The sequence below is a fragment of the Methyloferula stellata AR4 genome (assembly GCF_000385335.1).
Taxonomy (GTDB): Bacteria; Pseudomonadota; Alphaproteobacteria; order Rhizobiales; family Beijerinckiaceae; genus Methyloferula; species Methyloferula stellata.
Map to the genome: position 1 here is coordinate 1,398,163 of NZ_ARWA01000001.1, position 17,065 is coordinate 1,415,227.

General features: G+C 60.0%; 16 protein-coding genes and 1 tRNA gene. 10 read left to right on the top strand and 7 right to left on the bottom strand.

What is annotated here, in order from left to right; translation table 11 throughout:
* Positions 1-172: 172 nt before the first annotated feature.
* Positions 173-2,725 (bottom strand): DNA ligase D, encoded by a 2,553-nt coding sequence (gene ligD, locus A3OQ_RS0106875; RefSeq protein ID WP_020174634.1) that lies wholly within the window; start codon positions 2,723-2,725, stop codon positions 173-175.
* 3 nt (positions 2,726-2,728) lie between these two features.
* Complete coding sequence (gene ku / locus A3OQ_RS0106880; RefSeq protein ID WP_026595582.1) at positions 2,729-3,592, bottom strand: non-homologous end joining protein Ku; 864 nt, start codon at positions 3,590-3,592, stop codon at positions 2,729-2,731.
* A 434-nt stretch (positions 3,593-4,026) separates the two neighbouring features.
* Between ku and A3OQ_RS0106885 the strand changes: the two genes are divergently transcribed.
* Both A3OQ_RS0106885 and A3OQ_RS0106890 read left to right on the top strand, forming a co-directional pair.
* Entirely contained in the window at positions 4,027-7,032 is a 3,006-nt protein-coding gene (locus tag A3OQ_RS0106885; protein ID WP_244427104.1) for an autotransporter outer membrane beta-barrel domain-containing protein, read from the top strand.
* A 142-nt stretch (positions 7,033-7,174) separates the two neighbouring features.
* Positions 7,175-7,336, top strand: coding sequence for a hypothetical protein (locus A3OQ_RS0106890; RefSeq protein ID WP_020174637.1), 162 nt, complete (start codon positions 7,175-7,177; stop codon positions 7,334-7,336).
* 8 nt (positions 7,337-7,344) lie between these two features.
* Here the strand turns inward: A3OQ_RS0106890 and A3OQ_RS0106895 are convergent, their stop codons facing one another.
* Positions 7,345-7,989 carry a pyridoxamine 5'-phosphate oxidase family protein gene (locus A3OQ_RS0106895; protein WP_020174638.1) on the bottom strand — a complete coding sequence of 215 codons (645 nt, stop codon included), beginning with the start codon at positions 7,987-7,989 and terminating at the stop codon, positions 7,345-7,347.
* 68 nt (positions 7,990-8,057) lie between these two features.
* Positions 8,058-8,609 (bottom strand): carboxymuconolactone decarboxylase family protein, encoded by a 552-nt coding sequence (locus A3OQ_RS0106900; protein ID WP_020174639.1) that lies wholly within the window; start codon positions 8,607-8,609, stop codon positions 8,058-8,060.
* 114 nt (positions 8,610-8,723) lie between these two features.
* On the opposite strand from A3OQ_RS0106900, the gene A3OQ_RS0106905 reads away from it, so the two are divergent.
* The 8 genes from A3OQ_RS0106905 (at position 8,724) to A3OQ_RS0106940 (ending at position 15,856) form a co-directional block, all read left to right on the top strand.
* Positions 8,724-9,623 (top strand): LysR family transcriptional regulator, encoded by a 900-nt coding sequence (locus A3OQ_RS0106905; protein ID WP_040580710.1) that lies wholly within the window; start codon positions 8,724-8,726, stop codon positions 9,621-9,623.
* A gap of 62 nt (positions 9,624-9,685) precedes the next feature.
* Positions 9,686-10,183 carry a hypothetical protein gene (locus tag A3OQ_RS0106910; RefSeq protein WP_026595584.1) on the top strand — a complete coding sequence of 166 codons (498 nt, stop codon included), beginning with the start codon at positions 9,686-9,688 and terminating at the stop codon, positions 10,181-10,183.
* Positions 10,184-10,258: 75 nt separating this feature from the next.
* Entirely contained in the window at positions 10,259-11,776 is a 1,518-nt protein-coding gene (locus A3OQ_RS21575; RefSeq protein WP_210162189.1) for a CYTH and CHAD domain-containing protein, read from the top strand.
* A gap of 102 nt (positions 11,777-11,878) precedes the next feature.
* A complete protein-coding gene (locus A3OQ_RS0106920) occupies positions 11,879-12,262 on the top strand; it encodes a hypothetical protein (RefSeq protein ID WP_020174643.1) in 384 nt (127 codons plus the stop codon).
* Between the two features lie 61 nt (positions 12,263-12,323).
* Complete coding sequence (locus A3OQ_RS0106925; protein ID WP_020174644.1) at positions 12,324-12,560, top strand: hypothetical protein; 237 nt, start codon at positions 12,324-12,326, stop codon at positions 12,558-12,560.
* Entirely contained in the window at positions 12,557-14,020 is a 1,464-nt protein-coding gene (locus A3OQ_RS21580) for a TolC family protein (protein ID WP_152428345.1), read from the top strand. Before A3OQ_RS0106925 ends, A3OQ_RS21580 begins: the two co-directional genes overlap by 4 nt.
* 10 nt (positions 14,021-14,030) lie before the next feature.
* Positions 14,031-15,428 (top strand): multicopper oxidase family protein, encoded by a 1,398-nt coding sequence (locus A3OQ_RS0106935; protein ID WP_020174646.1) that lies wholly within the window; start codon positions 14,031-14,033, stop codon positions 15,426-15,428.
* A 77-nt stretch (positions 15,429-15,505) separates the two neighbouring features.
* Positions 15,506-15,856: a hypothetical protein gene (locus tag A3OQ_RS0106940; RefSeq protein WP_020174647.1), complete on the top strand. Its 351-nt coding sequence runs from the start codon at positions 15,506-15,508 to the stop codon at positions 15,854-15,856.
* 9 nt (positions 15,857-15,865) lie between these two features.
* Here A3OQ_RS0106940 and A3OQ_RS0106945 read toward each other — a convergent pair whose 3' ends face one another.
* From A3OQ_RS0106945 to A3OQ_RS0106955, 3 genes are all read right to left on the bottom strand, one after another.
* Entirely contained in the window at positions 15,866-16,171 is a 306-nt protein-coding gene (locus tag A3OQ_RS0106945; RefSeq protein ID WP_020174648.1) for a hypothetical protein, read from the bottom strand.
* Positions 16,172-16,218: 47 nt separating this feature from the next.
* Positions 16,219-16,294 (bottom strand) — tRNA-Ala (locus tag A3OQ_RS0106950).
* Positions 16,295-16,507: 213 nt separating this feature from the next.
* Positions 16,508-16,909 carry a TIGR02300 family protein gene (locus A3OQ_RS0106955; protein ID WP_020174649.1) on the bottom strand — a complete coding sequence of 134 codons (402 nt, stop codon included), beginning with the start codon at positions 16,907-16,909 and terminating at the stop codon, positions 16,508-16,510.
* Between the last annotated feature and the right edge of the window lie 156 nt (positions 16,910-17,065).

Here is a 17,065-nt window from a genome sequence, read left to right on the forward strand (position 1 = left end):
CGAGACGCTTGCATCCATTTTGGTAAACCGAAAATGGATGCAAGCTCCTCAGGATGAGGGGATTGAAGATATGGCCTTTAGCCCTCATCCTGAGGAGCGGGCGCAGCCCGCGTCTCGAAGGACGAGGGCGACCTGTTTTGACAGTTGGGCGTAAGCACGGGACGGAGGATGCTTAAGCCGCCCGTTTTCCCTTGGCCTTCGGCGCCACCGGCAGCGGCATTTCGGCCGCGCGAAATCCGCCCCACGGATCGCTCTTCAGATTGGCAAGACGCACCGGCGCGTTTTCAATGGTGAAATAGGCCGGACCGATCGTCTCACTGAGCTCGGTCCAGGCAAGCGGCATGGAGACCGCGGCACCGGGACGCGCGCGCGTCGAATAAGGCGCGACCGCGGTCGAGCCCCGCCCATTGCGCAGATAATCGACGAAGATCAGCCCCTTGCGCTTCGCCTTGGTCGCAACAGAGATGAATTTGTCTGGATCGTCTCTCGCCATTGATTCGGCCAGCGCTTTGGCGAAGCCTTTCATCTCGTCCCAACCCGCCTTTGGCTTTAAAGGGACATAGACATGCAGGCCCTTGCCGCCGGAAGTTTTGACGAAAGAGGGCAGGCCAACCGTTGCCAATCGATCCTTGATCTCGCGCGCGGCGGCGATGATGTCTTCCCAAGAGACACCTTCGGCCGGATCGAGATCGAAGATCATCGTGTCGGGCGTCTCGAGCGCGGCCAGCGGCGCGCCCCAAGGATGAATTTCGAGCACGCCGGCTTGCACGAGCGCGATCAATCCGTCGAGATCGTCGATGACGAGAAAGGGTTCGGCCTTGGCGTCCATCGGGTCCTGCATCAGCTTGATCGATTTGTTGATGCCGCGCCACGCGTGCTTTTGAAAGAAACAGGCCTTGCCGACGCCATCCGGACAGCGCAGCAAAGAAAGCGGTCGCGCTGCGATAAAGGGTGCGATGCGCGGCCAGACTTCGGAATAATAGTTCGCGAGCCCTTCCTTGGTGATGCCCTCCTCGGGCCAATAGAGCCGGTCAGGATGGGTCAGTACCACGCTGCTGTTCCGGCGCGGCGGCGGCGTTGCCTGCGCCGCATCTTCTTTCACCACTTCGGTGGCGGGCTTATCCTCGCGCAGGCCTCGGAACGAAGCGTGACGTAGATTGCCGTCGCCCGTCCAGGCACGGAATTCGATTTCGGCGACCAAAGTGGGCTTAACGAATTGCACGCCACGCACCGCATCCGCGGAAAGCTTTCCGGCAAAGGGGCTTTTATCCTGCTTCAAAGCGGCGAGTTTTTTAAAGAGATCGGCCGCGACGCGCGCCGAAAAACCCGTGCCGACACGCCCGACATGCCGCAGTTTGCCGTCCTCGAAAAGCCCGAGGACCAGCGAGCCGATGGCCTTTGACGAAGTGGTCGAGACCACATAGCCGCCGATGACGAATTCCTGCCGCGCCGTGCATTTGGATTTCAGCCAATCCTTCGAGCGGCCGGAATGATAGGGCGCATCGCGTAATTTCGAGACGAGGCCTTCGAGACTGAGCCGGCAGGCGTGGCGCAGAATCGTCTCGCCTTCGGCTTCGAAATTCTCGCTGAAGCGCAAAGGGTCAGAGCCGCTGGCGATGATTGTTTGCAGAGCCTCTTTGCGCGCGATGAGCGGCGCGGCGCGCAGATCCTGCCCATCGAGATAGAGAAGATCGAAGGCATAGAAGATGAAGCGATCGGATTTCTTGTCGGCGAGATCGGCCTGCAGCAAGGAAAAGCTCGAAGCGCCGGAGTCGTTTTCGACGACAAGCTCGCCGTCGATCAAGGCAGTGGAGACAGGCAATGCCTTGAAAGCGTCGAGCAGCTTTTTGCCAAAACGCGTGGTCCAATCGAGCCCGCTGCGGGTCAGAAGTTTCACCTTGCCTTTGTCGATCCGCACCTGAAGACGATAGCCGTCGAATTTGATCTCATGCACATAGCGTTTGCCGGCCGGCGCCTTGCCGACGAGCGTCGCGAGCGCAGGCTCGACGAATTCGGGCAGGGGGGCGGGCCTTGCACCCTCCATGGGCTCAGCCGCTTTACGCGTTCGCTTCGCGGGAGCAGCCGCGGCGGCTTTCGCCTGCGCCGGCTTGCGGGCACGCGGCTTCGCGATCTTGCCAGTCTTCGACGACCAGCCGGGCGCTTCTGTCGAAATGTCGGCGAGATCGCGGCCGGTCTTCACCGATTCCGGATGCTCTTCCAGAATATCCGGGTCCTTCTCGGTCCGCGCCTCGGCATCCTCGCCTTTGATCAAGAGCCAGTTCTCGTGCTTCTCGCCCGGCTTGCCATGCATGCGCACGAGATGCCAACGGCCATGCAGTTTTTCGCCGTGGAGTTCGAATTCGAGATGGCCCTTCTGATAGGCTTTATGTTCGTCGCCGATCGGCGTCCAGCTTCCCTTGTCCCAGAGCAGCACCGTGCCGCCGCCATATTCGCCTTTCGGGATCGTGCCTTCGAAGCTGCCATAGTCTAGCGGATGATCTTCGACATGCACGGCGAGCCGCTTTTCGCCCGGCACGAGGCTTGGGCCGCGCGTGACGGCCCAGCTCTTCAACACGCCATCCATTTCAAGGCGCAGATCATAGTGAAGCCTGCGCGCCGCGTGTTTTTGAATGAGATAGTGATGACCGGCAGCCCGCGCCTTGTGGCCGCGCGGCTCGCTGGTCACCTCGAAATTGCGCTTCTTGCGATAGGTTTCGAGCGCCATGTGTCAGCTTGCCTTGCGCTGCGCCGCTTTCCGCGTGGCGGTCTTGCGTTGCGCCGTCTTTTTCTTTGCCGCCGTCTTCGTGCTGGTCTTGGCTTTCGCTCCGGCGCTTTGGCGCAAAGCTTCCATGAGGTCGATTACTTTGCCGCGCGGCGGTGCCTTCGGTGCCTTGATCTCGCGGCCTTCCATTTTGGCATGCACGAGCTCAACCAAAGCGACCTCGTATTTGTCGTCGAAGGTTGAGGGATCGAATGTGCCCTTCTTGGTTTCGATAATATGGCGCGCGAGATCGAGCATGTCTTTCTTGATCTTGATCGCAGGAACGGTGTCGAAGGCCTCCGCCGCCGATCGCACTTCATAATCGAAATTCAGCGTGGTCGCGACAAGGCCCTGATCATGAGCACGGATGAGCACGGTGCGGACGCGGCGGAAGAGAATGGCGCTCGCAAGAGCCACGACTTTCTTCTTGCGCAAGCCCTCGCGCAGGACCGCATAGGCTTTGTCGGCGCCCGCGCCGGACGGGCTCAGATAATAGGGCCGGTCGAAATAAAGATCGTCGACCTGATCGCAAGGGATAAAGGAATCGACGGCAAGCGTCTTGTCGCTTTCGGGAATGGCGGCGGCGATCTCGTCGGGTTCGAGGGTGACGTAATCCTCCGGGCCGACCTCATAGCCCTTTACCTGTTCGTCGCGCTCGACCTCCTTGCCGGTATCGCGATCGACGAATTGCCGCTGGAGCCGATGGCCGGTCTCGCGATTCAGCATGTGTAGGGAAACGCGCTCGGAAGCCGAGACCGCGGTGTGAAGTGCCACGGGGCAGACGAGCTCGCCGACCTTCAGATAGCCCTTCCAAATCGCACGCGGCGCCACGCTCAAACTCCATTCCGGCTCCCGATAACGCCAGCCAAGTCTGAAGCGTTCCAGACAGGCGATCAAACGAAAACGGGGGGCGAAGGCGACATGAAATGGCGGGGGAGTTTGTGTCTTTAAGATCACAGTCATCCGCGAAACGGTAATAGCCCACCTTCGACCCTCAACTTCTCGTCAGCATGAATCGAGAGGCGACAAGGAAAGAAACCAGGAATTTTTCCAAGTATAAGTAAGATATATTCTAATGACTAGATGAAGTACTTACCTTGTGCGGCTATTTCGCAAATATATATTATCAAATCCTAAGAAAAAGAGTGGCCGGGGGGCTTGCAATGCGTTTTTCAGTTTATCGGGGAATCTCTCCATCTTTGCCGTTGCGTTTGTCTTTGATGCTGAGCGTGCCAGTCTGGTGCGCGGTGCTTGCGGACGACGCCATGGCGGCTTGCACATCTTCAGCCGATCTGCTGACTCTGAATTGCAGCGGAACGCTGACGACGCCTATTACAGTCTATGATCCGGCCGCAGCGTTTCAGCCGGTTAATGGCAGCAATAGTTATACGCCGGTAAACCCGGCTTTTCCCGCCGCCAGCAACCCGAATAACCCGGGCTACGATCCGAACCCGCCGACGGTCACGCTCAATTTCGACAATACGACTGTCTTCAACATCACGACGAATTCCAGCGCTTCGCTCGCCGACCGCGGCATGGTCGCAGCGAATTTTTCGAATACGGAAAATCCAGCGGTCAATAATGTCGTGCTCAACAACGCGGGATCGATCGGCCTTACGACCTCGCAGATCTCATCGAGCCGGTTGGAAACGATCGTAGCCGACAGTCAAGTCAATACCTTTACCGTCAACAATACGGGCACTATTTCCGTCACACAGAATTTCTTCGGGACCTTCAACACCTCCAATTTGTCGGTGACGTCGAGCGGTTCGCCTGCGACCTATGCAGCGAAATACAGCGGCGCCACGCTAAACGACATGGCGGCGCTCTACAGCGATGATAATACCAGCGAATTCGTGATCAATAACGCAGCCTCGGGCCAGCTGCTCGCAACGGGCAATTACGCCACGGTCTATTACGGCCGTGCCGATACGACGATCACCAATTCGGGAACGATCGCCAATACGTCCTGGACGCCGAGCGACACGATCGGAACCGGCCATTGGGCCATCGCCACCTGGGCTGGCACCGATTACGTAACCGCGCCCAACACGAACCCGGACAGCACCGTCGTTCTCTTGAACAGCGATGGAAGCGTCACGATCCAGGATACGTCCGCGACGACCATCACGAACAATAAAACCGGCGTCATCAAGGGCGACATTCTCGCGCTCGACATCACGCCTACGGTCTACGCGGCAGGCATCGCGAGCGGCGCGACTTTCCCGCTCGCGATCAGCGGCAGCAATGCCGGTCCGCGCGACACCAATATCCAAAACTTCGGCGAGATCGACGGCAATTTTTATCTCGGCTCGGGCACTCATGTCATCGACAATGCGCAGGGCGCCACGATCAACGGCAATTTCAATGTCGACCAGCGCGCCAGTCAGGCGTCCTTTGCGACGCCGAACGCGGGCAGCGCCGCAGGAACCTACCTCAGCCAAGGAGGGACCGATTTCAACGGCAATGCCTGTCCGACGGCCGGCCAGGACACAACGAATCCAGGCTGCGCGGGGACGCATAATGTGCTCGCAACCTTCGTCGGCGGGCAATCCTTTACCTTGACCAATGAAGGCACGCTGAACGGCGACATTATAATCAATGATCAGCCAACCTCGGTGAATTCCATCACGCTGACGGACACCGGGTTCAGCGGCAATATCATCGCGCTGAACGGTACCGGCTCCAATTCGCTTGTCTTGAGTGGCGTGAGCAATCTCGCCAGCGTCAATAATTTCAGCTTCCTCGATCTGACCACCTCGCAGGTGACCGTCACCCCGAACGCGACCACCGTCACGCAAGGTGTTTCGCTTGTCGACGGCGCCACTTTGGGAACGACGATCTTCGGCGCGGGCGGCACGACCGCGGCGCCCTCGACCAATCTCGGGTCGCTGGCCTTTGTCGGAGGCAACGCCTCCAACACGCTCACCTTGCAAGGCGCGACGACGATTGTCCCGACCTTCGCGGGCATAGCGCGCAACGGTGACGTCTATCAACTCGCGTCCTCCGTCGATTCCGCCGGGCCGATCACTGTGCAGAACACGAGCGCCTTGGTGAACATGAGGGCAGACACATCGACCGGCGCCCTGCTGCTCGACGCCTCGGTCATGAATCCCGCTGCCGTGCCCGGCATTTCCAAAGCGGGTGGCGCGACGCTGGCCAATCTCTTGGGCTCTTCCGGCAGCAATCCGGCCTTGCAGGCGCTCGGCGGCGCGGTCGAAAGCCTCACCTCGCTGAATGATGTCCGCAACGCCGGCGAACAATTGCGTCCGGATGTCAGCGGTGCCACGATCCAGGTGCCGATCGACATTACCTATGCGTTTCAATCGCAGATCGGCAGCCGTCTCGATTCGCTCTTCTTCGGCGCGCTCGCGGCGCAGCAGGGCCGTTCGGCCGATTATTCGCCGCCGCGCGCGCCGGTGATCATCGAGCCTTACAATGGCGTATGGGTGAACGGCCTCGGCGCGAACACGCAGCAGCACACGGTCGATGCTGTCGCCGGATATAGGGCGGATACGGGCGGCTTCATTGCCGGCTATGACAGGCTTTTCCAAAACACCATCCGGCTTGGGGGTGCCTTCGGCTATGCGACCAGTGAAATCAACAATAGTGTATTGCTCGGCAACCGCGAGTCCCTGCAAACCTATCAGGGGCTGGTCTACGGCCAGCTCGTGCTGCCGCAGGGCTATGTCAACGGTTCCTTCGGTGTGGGCAACTTGGAATATAACACGAAGAGAACCATCAATTTCCCCGGCTTCGCCGATGTGGCCTCAGCCTCCTATGGCGGTATGATCTATTCGGGACGGCTCGATGCCGGCTATCCGGTGGTCACCTCGCTCGGCATTTTCGTTCCCGTCGCCGCGGTCACTTATGCGCATGTCGATCAGGACGCCTACACGGAATTGAGCGCTGCAGGCTCTGGCCTCACGATCGCCAAGCAATCGACGGACTCCGTCCGCTCGGGCCTTGGCCTCAAGGCGATCTTTCCTTTCTATGCTTCGGCGACGTTCGGCGCCGCGCTCGAGACCCGCGCCGTCTGGCAGCATGAATTCGAAAATACGGCGCAGAGCATCTCGGCTGGATTTGTCGGCGGCGACGGCAGCTTCCTTACCACCGGACCGACGCCGACCCGCGACATGGCCGATCTCGGCGCGGCCTTGCGCCTGTCTCTGCCCCGCATCGGCGACTCTCTCTCGGTAAGCTACAATGCGATCGTGCGGCAGAGCTATGTCGAACAAGTGGGGATGCTGCGCGCCAGAGTGGATTTCTGAGGCGCCACCGAACCTCAGAAAGAGCTGGGAGCTTCCTTGCGGCCCTCGGAAGCTCCCGGCTCGCCTTTCGACCATTTGCACAAGCAGAGGTTCGGAACATTCGCGCCGAACCTGGGTTTTCCTCCTAAAATGGAGGAGAGCCATGACCGACAGAAACTATTCCACGCAGCCGACCGTTTCGGCCGAAAAAGCGCGGCAGGGCGAAATTATTCTGCGGACGCGGACGCAGCGGATCATTTTTTTCGGCGGCCTCGTCGCCATTGTGGTTTTCGGCGCCCTGCTGCAATTCGTCCATCTATCCTGAGGCGCCCGTCAGGCCGAAACTTTGGCGGCTTCGCGCAACTGCCTCACCTCCGCTTCGAGCGCTTCGATGCGCTTGTCACGTTCCGCAAGCGCCGCGGCAACATCGGTCGCCGCGAGAAGCTGCGGAATATGCTGCGGACAATTCGTGTCCCAGGCACCGACCGTGAACAGGATCACTTGCTCGGGGCGGGCTCTGTAGCCGCGCGGCATGAGCTTTGACATAAGCGCGGGATCGTTTTCGACGACACGCGCCTCGCCCCAGATTTTGACGCGGCGGCGATGTTCATAATCGATCAGAAACAGAAACGCCTTCGCATTGTCTGAGAGATTGCCCTGCGTGATATATTGCCCGTTGCCGGCGAAATCGGCAAAGGCGATCGTTTTGTCGTCGAGCACGCGCAGGAAACCGGGCGGCCCGCCGCGATGCTGAATATAGGGCTGCTCTTCATCATTTGCCGTGGCGAGAAAAACGCTCGTCTGATCGGCGATGAAGTCGGCGAGATCCGGCGTAATGCTGGTCTCCCAGCCTCGCATTGTTTCCATGGCCTCGTAACCGTGACGCGTGCCCTTTCGGGTCTGCACCGATTTGACGGTAGGCGTGAAAGCGACGTCGCTCGGGTAGACTTGCCTTGGATAGGTCCGAATTGTTTCCATGAGCCTGTTCCTTCTAGAGTCCGACATCGTTCAAGCCCGGATGATCCTCCGGGCGGCGGCCGAGTTCTTCACGCGGCCTTACGCGCGGTGATGACCGGGAAATCGATATCGGTCTTGGCGACCTCGTTGACATAATTGGTCCAGACGTTCAGGGCGACGTGCTGCACGATCTCGATCACTTGCGCGTCGTCATAGCCCGCGCCCTTGACGGCTTGGACGTCTTCGTCGCTGACGTGACCATGTGCCTTCGCGACCTTGACCGCGAAACGCACGGCCGCATCGGCTTTCGGATCATTGGAAAAACCGCTGCGATTGGCGGTGATCTCGGCATCGTCAAGCTTCGCGAGGTTCTTGCCGAGATAGGTGTGGGCCGACAGGCAATAGTCGCAGCCATTGATCTCGGCGATTGCGAGCGCGATGCGCTCGCGCGTCGGCGCGGGCAAGGCGCCTTTGTTCAATGCGCCGAAGAGGCCGAGATAGCCTTCGAGCGCGGCGGGGCTCACCGATACAAGGCGAAATAGATTCGGCACGCTGCCGAGCATTTTCTTCACGGCCTCCAGCATCGCCTGGGACTTGGCCGGGGCGGCCTCGACGGTGGCAGGGATTTCGATACGTGACATTGGCTCTCCCTCGGATCGCGGCCGGATCGGCCTGCGCGGGGGATTTATGTTCTTCCATTAAGAGGCAGTAGGTGGCATATTTGATATATATCCTCTCAAATTATGGAAGGATCGATGGATCGGTTCGAGGCCATGTCCCTCCTTGTGGCGGCGGTCGAGGCGGGCAGCCTCTCGGCAGCCGGCCGGCGCCTCGGCATGCCGCTCGCGACCATCAGCCGGAAAGTGTCGGACCTTGAGGCGCATCTCAAAACGAAGCTGCTGACGCGCACGACGCGGCAGCTCAGCCTTACCGATGCGGGACGCTCTTATGTCGCGGCCTGCAAGCGCATTCTTGAGGAGGTGGACGAAGCCGAACGTGCTGCGACCGGCGAATATAGCGCGCCGAAGGGCGACCTCATCATAACGGCGCCGATCGTGTTCGGGCGGCTCCACGTCTTGCCGGTCGTTTCGGAATTTCTCAGTGCCTATCCCGAGATCAATGTCAGGCTGGTCCTGGCCGATCATCTGGTTCAGCTTCTGGAAGATCATATCGATCTCGCCGTCAGGATCGCTCCGCTTCCAGACAGCGGCCTTCTCGCAACGCGGATCGGCTTCATCCGGCATATCATCTGCGCGAGCCCCGCCTATCTCGCAGAGCGGGGTACGCCCAAAACGCCGGCCGACCTCACGCGTCACGATTGCGTGACCCGTGAAGGTTTGGCGTCATCCATCTGGACGTTCGGTTCGGGCAAATCCGAAATCGCGATCCAAACCCGTCCCCGATTGAGCATCAATACCGGCGAGGCGGCCATAGATGCGGCCATTGCAGGTATCGGCCTGACGCGTGTCCTCTCCTATCAGGCGGCGCAAGCGATCGCGGCCGGCGAACTCGTCGTCGTACTCAAAGGTTTCGAGCCCGAACCGCGGCCGGTCAGTCTCGTCTACGCGGCGCAGGGCCTTCTGCCGTTGAAACTACGCGCATTCCTCGATTTTGCCGTGCCGCGTCTCAAAACAAGACTGCCACCGGCAGCTTGACCTGACACCGGATTGGCCGAAGATCGTCGCGACAGCGATAAAAAAGCCGGGTGGAGACCGTCATGATCTTGGGGATGTCGCTTTCAGCCTTTACCACATTTCATGTCGTCTTAAGCCTGATCGGCATCGCATCGGGCCTCATCGTTTTGGCTGCCATGATAGATAACAAACGCGCCCCAGCCTGGACCGCTCTGTTTCTTGTCACGACGATTGCAACCAGCGTCACGGGGTTTCTCTTTCCGTTCAAGACGTTCGATCCGGCGCTTGTCGTCGGTACCATCTCGCTTGTGCTGCTGGTGATCGCGGTTCTGTCGCTTTACGCCTTGCGTTTGGCCGGCATCTGGCGTCCGGTCTATGTCGTTGCGGCCGTCATGGCGCTTTATCTCAATGCCTTCGTCGGCGTGGTGCAAAGCTTTCAGAAACTGGCGTTTCTAAAGCCGTTGGCACCGACCCAATCCGAGCCGCCCTTTGCCATAGCGCAAGGCGCGGTGCTGATCTTATTCGTGCTTCTCGGCTTTCTCGCCTTGCGGCGGTTTCACCCGCCAATCAAGCCGGCGTAAATGTCGCGCCGATCGAGCGGCTAAGTTTGCGAACGCTTTTGGTCCCGAGTGGTTAAGTCAAGTGGTTGAGTGATGATGGACGCCATTTCGCATCAGAGTTCCGATGCATTGGAACGCGAATTGAAATTTGCCTTGGAGCCCGGCGACGCCGCGCGGCTCAAGGCGCATCCCTTGCTGGCTTCGATCAAGCCTGACGTCAAACCCTTCGTTTCAACCTATTTCGACACGCCAGATCATGTACTTAGCAAAGCCCGATTTTCGCTGCGCCTGCGCGCTTTCAAAGATCATACGGTCCAGACGCTGAAATTTCCGGACGGGCGCTCGGACGGATTGTTCGCGCGCGGCGAATATGAAACCGAGGTTGCAGGCGATACGCCCGACCTCGATCATCTGCGCCTGCATTGCCCGCCGAGCCTATATGAAAAGCTTCAATTCCCTCTGGTGCCTGTCTTCCGCGTCGAAGTGCAAAGAACAGAATGGCTCGCCCGATGGGAAGAGAGCACGCTGAGCGTCGCGCTCGACGAAGGTTTGATCAAGACCGAGTCCCGTGGCGAGCCCATCGAAGAGATCGAAATCGAATTGGGGCGCGGCCGGATCGAAGATGCCTTCGGCCTCGCGCGGCAATTGGCAGCGACCGTGCCCTTGCGGCTCGAAGTCATGACCAAGGCGGCTCGCGGCTATCATCTCATTGAGGGCGACGGTCCGCAGATCGAAAAAGCCGGCGCGATCAAGCTCGATCGCAAGGCTTCGGCGGCGACCGGATTTCAGACGGTCGCTTCGCTTTGCATTCACCACTTCGCTGCGAATGAAAGGGTCTTTCTCGCGACAGGCATGCCTGAAGCCCTGCATCAGATGCGCGTTGCCATTCGCAGGCTGCGTTCGCTGATGTCTTTTTTCGACGATATGCTGCCTGCCGAAGAGATCGGCCCGCTTCGCGTCGAGATAGGCCGGCTCTTCAAAAGCCTTGGCACGGCGCGCGATCTCGATGTCCTCCTGGCGGCTTTGCGGACGGACGAAGGCCTGCATGCGTCGGCGGCCATTCTGACGCAAATCCAGCAGGAGCGCGACGCGGCCTATGAGCGTTTGATGGCCTTGCTGCGGTCGCAGCCCTTTTGTCTGACCATGCTCGACCTTCTGAACTTTGTCGAATGTGGCTCTTGGATGAAGGCCGGTCGAAAGACGCGCGGCGCCGAAAAGCTGAGCTCGCACGCCGCTCTTATCTTGAAACGCCAACGCAAGAAGATGCGCAAATTCAACGCGGCGTCGCATCTCGAAGCGGAGAAACGCCATAAGCTTCGCATCCAGGCGAAGAAACTTCGTTATGCCTGCGAATTCTTTGGCGATCTTTTCAATGGCCCTAAGGCGCGGCATCGCAAACGCGATATGTCCAAGCTGACCGAAGATCTCCAGGACGCGCTGGGCCAGCTCAATGATCGTGTGTTCATGCAGCAGAAGCTCGCCCAATGGACCGGCGTGACGCATGACCCAGATGCCGCGCGGCTGGCAGAGGCGGAGGCGTCGGAAGGGGATTTGATCAAAACGGCGGAGACCGCGCAGACGCAACTCTTGAAGCAAAAGCGATTTTGGAGCTGACGGGCCAAAAGGATGCGGTTGACAGCTTGACCGCGTTAGATTGCGGAATCCAAGGCCGATCTCTATAATCGAACCTGTCGATCCTGGCGGAGTCTTCGGATCTTGCGAGCCCTTCGCGATCTCATTGCAATCATTCTGATCTTGGCGATGGCCGCCGTTCCGGCCGCCGTTTCCGCATCAGCCTGTCATGGGTCCGGCCAAGCGGTGCAAGATCATCACGACCATCACCATGCCATGGTGACTGCGAATGCTGGTCATCCTGCGATGGCTGGCCCTATCTCCCATGCCGATCGGCACGGCCATCAGGCCGGTCATGGATGCGCCGACGGCTGCCTTGGCGCCTGTTGCTCCGGGTTCCTCGATGCGCGCGCCTATGGATTGCCGCTGCGCGTCTCTCTGCACCAGACAGCGCTTCCTTTGCCTTTGGATGCGAAGGCCGGCGAAAGCCGCGCCGGCCTGCTCGAGCGGCCGCCGCGTTTGCTTTGAGCCGCCGCGGGCAAGATCCGCTTCGCCGAAGCTTTATTCACATCATTTTACCGAGGCTGACATGTGCCCCGTTACTTTGGCCGCCCTCATCGGGCTTGCCGCGTCCGGCTGTGCGCCGGATGGGCCCTCCTTGCTGCTTGCGCCGGACGATCCGCGTATTGCGACAGGCTGGCGGCCGCCGCCGTCCCCGGTAGCGGGATTGAAACGGCTCGCACCCGTCGATCCGAAGGATTGGCGCGGCTTGAACCGTGACGCGATGCCGGGCGGCGGCATGAATGGAATGGGAGGCGAAAAATGAGGTGCCGCTCGTTCATGCGCTGCCTTCATAGTGCGAGCATTGCGATCTCCATGCTCTCGCTTGGCGGCTGCGTCGGCTTTTCGCCGGACGGCGGCCTCGCGCCCGCGGCCGATGTCGCCGCCGAAAGGCTGGGCAAGACCATCGTCAAGATCGGTTCGGACGAAGACGAAGCGAATGCACAGGCGCGGGTCGCCAAGCTCTTGGGCAGGCCGCTCACGGTCGACGCGGCCGTCGAGGTCGCGCTTTTGCGCAACAAGGACCTGCAAGCTGCTTTCAACGATCTCGGCGTCTCCGAGGCCCGTTTCGTCGCGGCAAGCCTGCCGCCCGAACCGCAGGTCTCGATCGAACGGCTCGCCGGCGAGGGCGATGTCGAAGTCGTGCGGCAGATCATGATCAGCCTTTATGCCTTGGCGACATTGCCGGAACGTCAGGAGATCGCGACGGAGCGCTTCAGATCGGCGCAATGGCGGGCCGCGGGCCAAGTCATGACTTTGGCGCGGCAGGTCAACCGTCAATATTTCATGACTGTCGCGGCGCGGAACGAAGCCGCGCTCCTCGAAAAATCGGTCGCCGCGGCGCAAGCCTCGGCCGAGCTTGGAAAGCAGCTTGGTGAAGCCGGCAATCTGAACAAGCTCGAACAAGCGCGCGAGGATGCTTTCTACACCGAGCTCGGCGCGAAGCTCGCGGACGCGCGGCTGACCGCGCAAGCCGAGCGTGAAAAGCTTACGCGGCTCATGGGTCTTTGGGGCCAGGATATTTCATTCAGATTGGCCAAGGATCTTCCGCCTTTGCCGAAGCGCATCGTGACGGAACACGATGTCGAGGCGACGGCTTTGGCCGAGCGCGTCGATCTCAAGGCCGCCCGTCACGATCTCGATGCGCTCGCGGGCAGGTTGGGGCTGACGCGCGCGACGCGTTATGTCAGTGATGTCAGCCTCGCGGCCGGCGACGATGTGGAATGGGCCGGCCCTAATGGCGGATCGAAGCTCGGAACCCCGCCGAACAGCAAGCTCGATCGCGGCAGCTTCACCGTCAATTTCACGATTCCGATCTATGATTTCGGTGAGAGCAAGGTCCGCGACGCGCGCGCGACCTATCTCGCCGCCGCGAACCGGCTGGCGCAGCGCGCGATCGACGTCCGTTCGCAAGCGCGCGAAGCCTACATGCGCGCGCGCGGCAAATATGATCTCGCGCGCTATTACGCGGAGCGCGTGCTGCCTTTGCGCCAGACGATACTCGACCAATCGTCGCTGCAATATAACGGGATGCTGGTGGATATTCCGCAGCTCATCATCGACGCGCGCGACCGCATCGCGAGCAGCATCAATGCGCTCAATGCGCGGCGCGATTTCTTCATCGCGGAAGCAGAACTCAAAGCGGCGCTCGTCGGCAATGGGCCGGATGCGGCGCCTCAGTCCGAAGGCGCGCCGGTACCGGCGGTCGCCGACGCGGCGAATTAGGAGGAAAACCATGGCGCTCTTCGAACAACCCACGCGACGCGGCCTTCTTGGCACCGGCGGCCTTGTGCTGGCACAGGCGGCGATGATCAGCGGCCGCGCGCAGGCGGCGGCTCTGCCGGAGGCGCCGATCATGCGCGACGCCAAGATGCAGCCGCCCGTCGCGCCGTCGAGCGGGCCCGACTATCATCCCGTCGCAACGCTCAACGGCTGGGCTCTGCCGTTCCGGATGAATGGCGATTGGAAGGAGTTCCATCTTCTTGCCGAGCCGGTGGTGCGCGAGATCGCGCCCGGCATGAGCGCGCATCTTTGGGGCTATAATGGCCAAAGCCCAGGCCCGACCATCGAGGCGGTCGAAGGCGAGAAGGTGCGCATCTTCCTCACCAATCATCTGCCGGAGGCAACGACCATTCACTGGCACGGACAGGTCCTGCCGAATGGCATGGATGGAGTCGCCGGCCTCACGCAGCCAGCCGTGCCGCCGGGCAAGACCTTCGTCTATGAATTCGTGCTGAAGCGCTCCGGCACCTTCATGTATCACCCGCATTCGGACGAGATGGTCCAGATGGCGATGGGCATGATGGGATCTTTCATCGTGCATCCGCGCGACCCGGAGTTCCGCCGGGTGGATCGCGATTTCGTCTTCCTCATGAGCGCCTATGATATAGAGCCTGGCGCCTATACGCCAAAGGTCAATGAGATGACGGATTTCAACATCTGGACCTTCAATGCGCGGGTGTTTCCGGGCATCGATCCGCTCGTTGCCGCGCAAGGCGACAAGGTCCGCCTGCGCTATGGCAATCTCACGATGACCAACCATCCGATCCATATTCATGGCACGAGTTTCCGTGTCACCGGCACGGATGGCGGCTGGGTCGATCCGGCGGCCTCCTGGCCGGAAGTCGCGGTCGATTGCGCGGTCGGTCAGATGCGCGCCATCGAATTTGTGGCGGAGGCGCCGGGCGATTGGGCGGTGCATTGCCACAAGTCGCATCACACGATGAATGCGATGGGGCATCAGGTCAGAAATTATATCGGCGTCGATCTCAATCGCACGGCGAAGAGCATCCAAAAGTATGTGCCGGGCTATATGCCGATGGGGACCGGCAGCGCCATGGCCGATATGCAGATGCGATTGCCCGAAAATACTTTGCCGATGATGTCGGGCGACGGGCCGTTCGGCGCGATCGAAATGGGCGGCATGTTCACCGTCTTGAAGATCAGGCAGGGTCTCGCGAAAGGCGATTACGCCGATCCCGGCTGGTACCAGCATCCGCAAGGCACCGTCGCCTATGAGTGGAAAGAGGCCGCATTGCCCGAGCCCGCGACCGGCAAGCCGCCAGGGGCGCAACATGCCGATTATCAAGCGGTCGATCCCCGCCGTGCCCGGCGCCATTTTGGCCATGAGTGAGGCGATGATTGCCCGGTTCACCGGATGCAACCATCGTGATATGTCACCAGAAAATGGGATAGTCTCGGATTGGATCGATGGCGGACACGTTTAAGGGGGCGACAGGCCCTAAGCAGGCGGAGGAAGTTGGATTTCACGCGGAAGTCCTGAGCGATGGCGAGCGCGCCGTCCTCAGCCTCCTCAATCTCAAGACCCAGGTCTGGAGCATGGCGATCATTGAAAATGGCGCCCTCGCGAGCAATGGAGCTTGTCTTGCCTATGCCATTCGCGCCGCGATGAAACCGGATGAGCAGGGCGCCGTCACAGAGGACGAGAACGAAGAATACTTCGATCGTTGCCTGGCCTTGGAGGAAAGTCTGAAGGGCGATCCAGCCGCCCAGGTCGACGTCGATGATGAAGAAGAAGATCAGGATAATGATTATCTGTAGATCGGCATTTTAAACGATGGTTTCTTCCAGGTCGGCATCGTCCTTCACCGGCTGAACGTTCAAAAGATCCGTGATGCTGCGCGGCAAATCGAGATAGCGGAAGCGGTGAAGCGAAAACCCCTTGGCATCGGTCATCGTCTGCCAGGTGATGTCGATATCGATCTCGACCAGAATGACGTGAAACTTGCTTGGCGATTTCTCGACCGGAACGATTTCGGCGACCGTATAGACCGCGTTCTTTTTAATCGGCGCGATCGCACGCTTGTCGTTGATGCAGACGATTTTCGTGCCGGGCGGCGTATGCGGTGAAATCATGGCGTTCAGCCAATCGCTAGCTTCCCTGACGGGAGAAATCGAGTGGGTGGTGGAGCCAGGCGGAATCGAACCGCCGACCTCTTCAATGCCATTGAAGCGCTCTCCCAACTGAGCTATGACCCCGAACTCATTTTCCGCCGGTCAGGTTCTTTGGGTGGAACCTGACGTCTTCATTTCAGACGGCACCCGTCTCGGACCTAAACTATCCGTGACCCATGCCCAGACAACATCGCCCGCAGGTTTCTGCCCGAGCGCGACCGTCATTCGGGCGTGATATAACCGCAACGGCGGCGCTTCACAAGCACCACCTCGCAGCGTGCCCGCTCAAGCTGGCGATCAGCGGTCTTCGTCGTCCTCTAGATCGCCGTCGATGAGGTCCGAGACATCGTCATTGTCTTCCTCTTCCTCGGCGAGGAAGGTCTCATCGGCTTCCTCATCCTCGAGTTCGACTTCGTCATCAACGTCTGCCGCGACCTTGTCTTCGCCGGCCTCGACGTCCTGCAAGGACACGATATCGGCTGCTGCCTCCGGATCGACCTCGTCGTCGTCGACGACTGTGGCGCGTTGAACCACGCGTGACAGTGCGACAGCATGGAAGACCGTTCCGCATTTGGGGCAGGTAATCGGGTTTTTATTCAAATCGAAAAATTTAGTGCCGCAGTTTTGACATTGATGCTTGTTGCCGAGCTCGGGTTTCGTCACGGTATTGGCCTCTAGAATCGGCTGAGGGCGTGCCATATGGCGCCTTTCTTGAAAAACATCCGGGCTCGGTTAGTGATGCCGGGCCCCGCTGTCAAATGGAAGTTGCAGGCGAGGCTGTCTTTGATGACAACCTTTTCTTCGGCATGTTACCAGCGCAAAGATCCTGGGAAAGGCTAAGCTCGATTTGTCTCC

Coding starts and splice junctions, on each gene's coding strand:
- A3OQ_RS0106890 (WP_020174637.1), top strand. CDS start 7,175: ATGACCGACAGAAACTATTCCACGCAGCCGACCGTTTCGGCCGAAAAA.
- ligD (WP_020174634.1), bottom strand. CDS start 2,725: ATGGCGCTCGAAACCTATCGCAAGAAGCGCAATTTCGAGGTGACCAGC.
- A3OQ_RS0106925 (WP_020174644.1), top strand. CDS start 12,324: ATGTGCCCCGTTACTTTGGCCGCCCTCATCGGGCTTGCCGCGTCCGGC.
- A3OQ_RS0106955 (WP_020174649.1), bottom strand. CDS start 16,909: ATGGCACGCCCTCAGCCGATTCTAGAGGCCAATACCGTGACGAAACCC.
- A3OQ_RS0106895 (WP_020174638.1), bottom strand. CDS start 7,989: ATGGAAACAATTCGGACCTATCCAAGGCAAGTCTACCCGAGCGACGTC.
- A3OQ_RS0106935 (WP_020174646.1), top strand. CDS start 14,031: ATGGCGCTCTTCGAACAACCCACGCGACGCGGCCTTCTTGGCACCGGC.
- A3OQ_RS0106905 (WP_040580710.1), top strand. CDS start 8,724: ATGGATCGGTTCGAGGCCATGTCCCTCCTTGTGGCGGCGGTCGAGGCG.
- A3OQ_RS21575 (WP_210162189.1), top strand. CDS start 10,259: ATGGACGCCATTTCGCATCAGAGTTCCGATGCATTGGAACGCGAATTG.
- A3OQ_RS0106900 (WP_020174639.1), bottom strand. CDS start 8,609: ATGTCACGTATCGAAATCCCTGCCACCGTCGAGGCCGCCCCGGCCAAG.
- A3OQ_RS21580 (WP_152428345.1), top strand. CDS start 12,557: ATGAGGTGCCGCTCGTTCATGCGCTGCCTTCATAGTGCGAGCATTGCG.
- A3OQ_RS0106885 (WP_244427104.1), top strand. CDS start 4,027: ATGGCGGCTTGCACATCTTCAGCCGATCTGCTGACTCTGAATTGCAGC.
- A3OQ_RS0106910 (WP_026595584.1), top strand. CDS start 9,686: ATGATCTTGGGGATGTCGCTTTCAGCCTTTACCACATTTCATGTCGTC.
- A3OQ_RS0106945 (WP_020174648.1), bottom strand. CDS start 16,171: ATGATTTCACCGCATACGCCGCCCGGCACGAAAATCGTCTGCATCAAC.
- A3OQ_RS0106940 (WP_020174647.1), top strand. CDS start 15,506: ATGGCGGACACGTTTAAGGGGGCGACAGGCCCTAAGCAGGCGGAGGAA.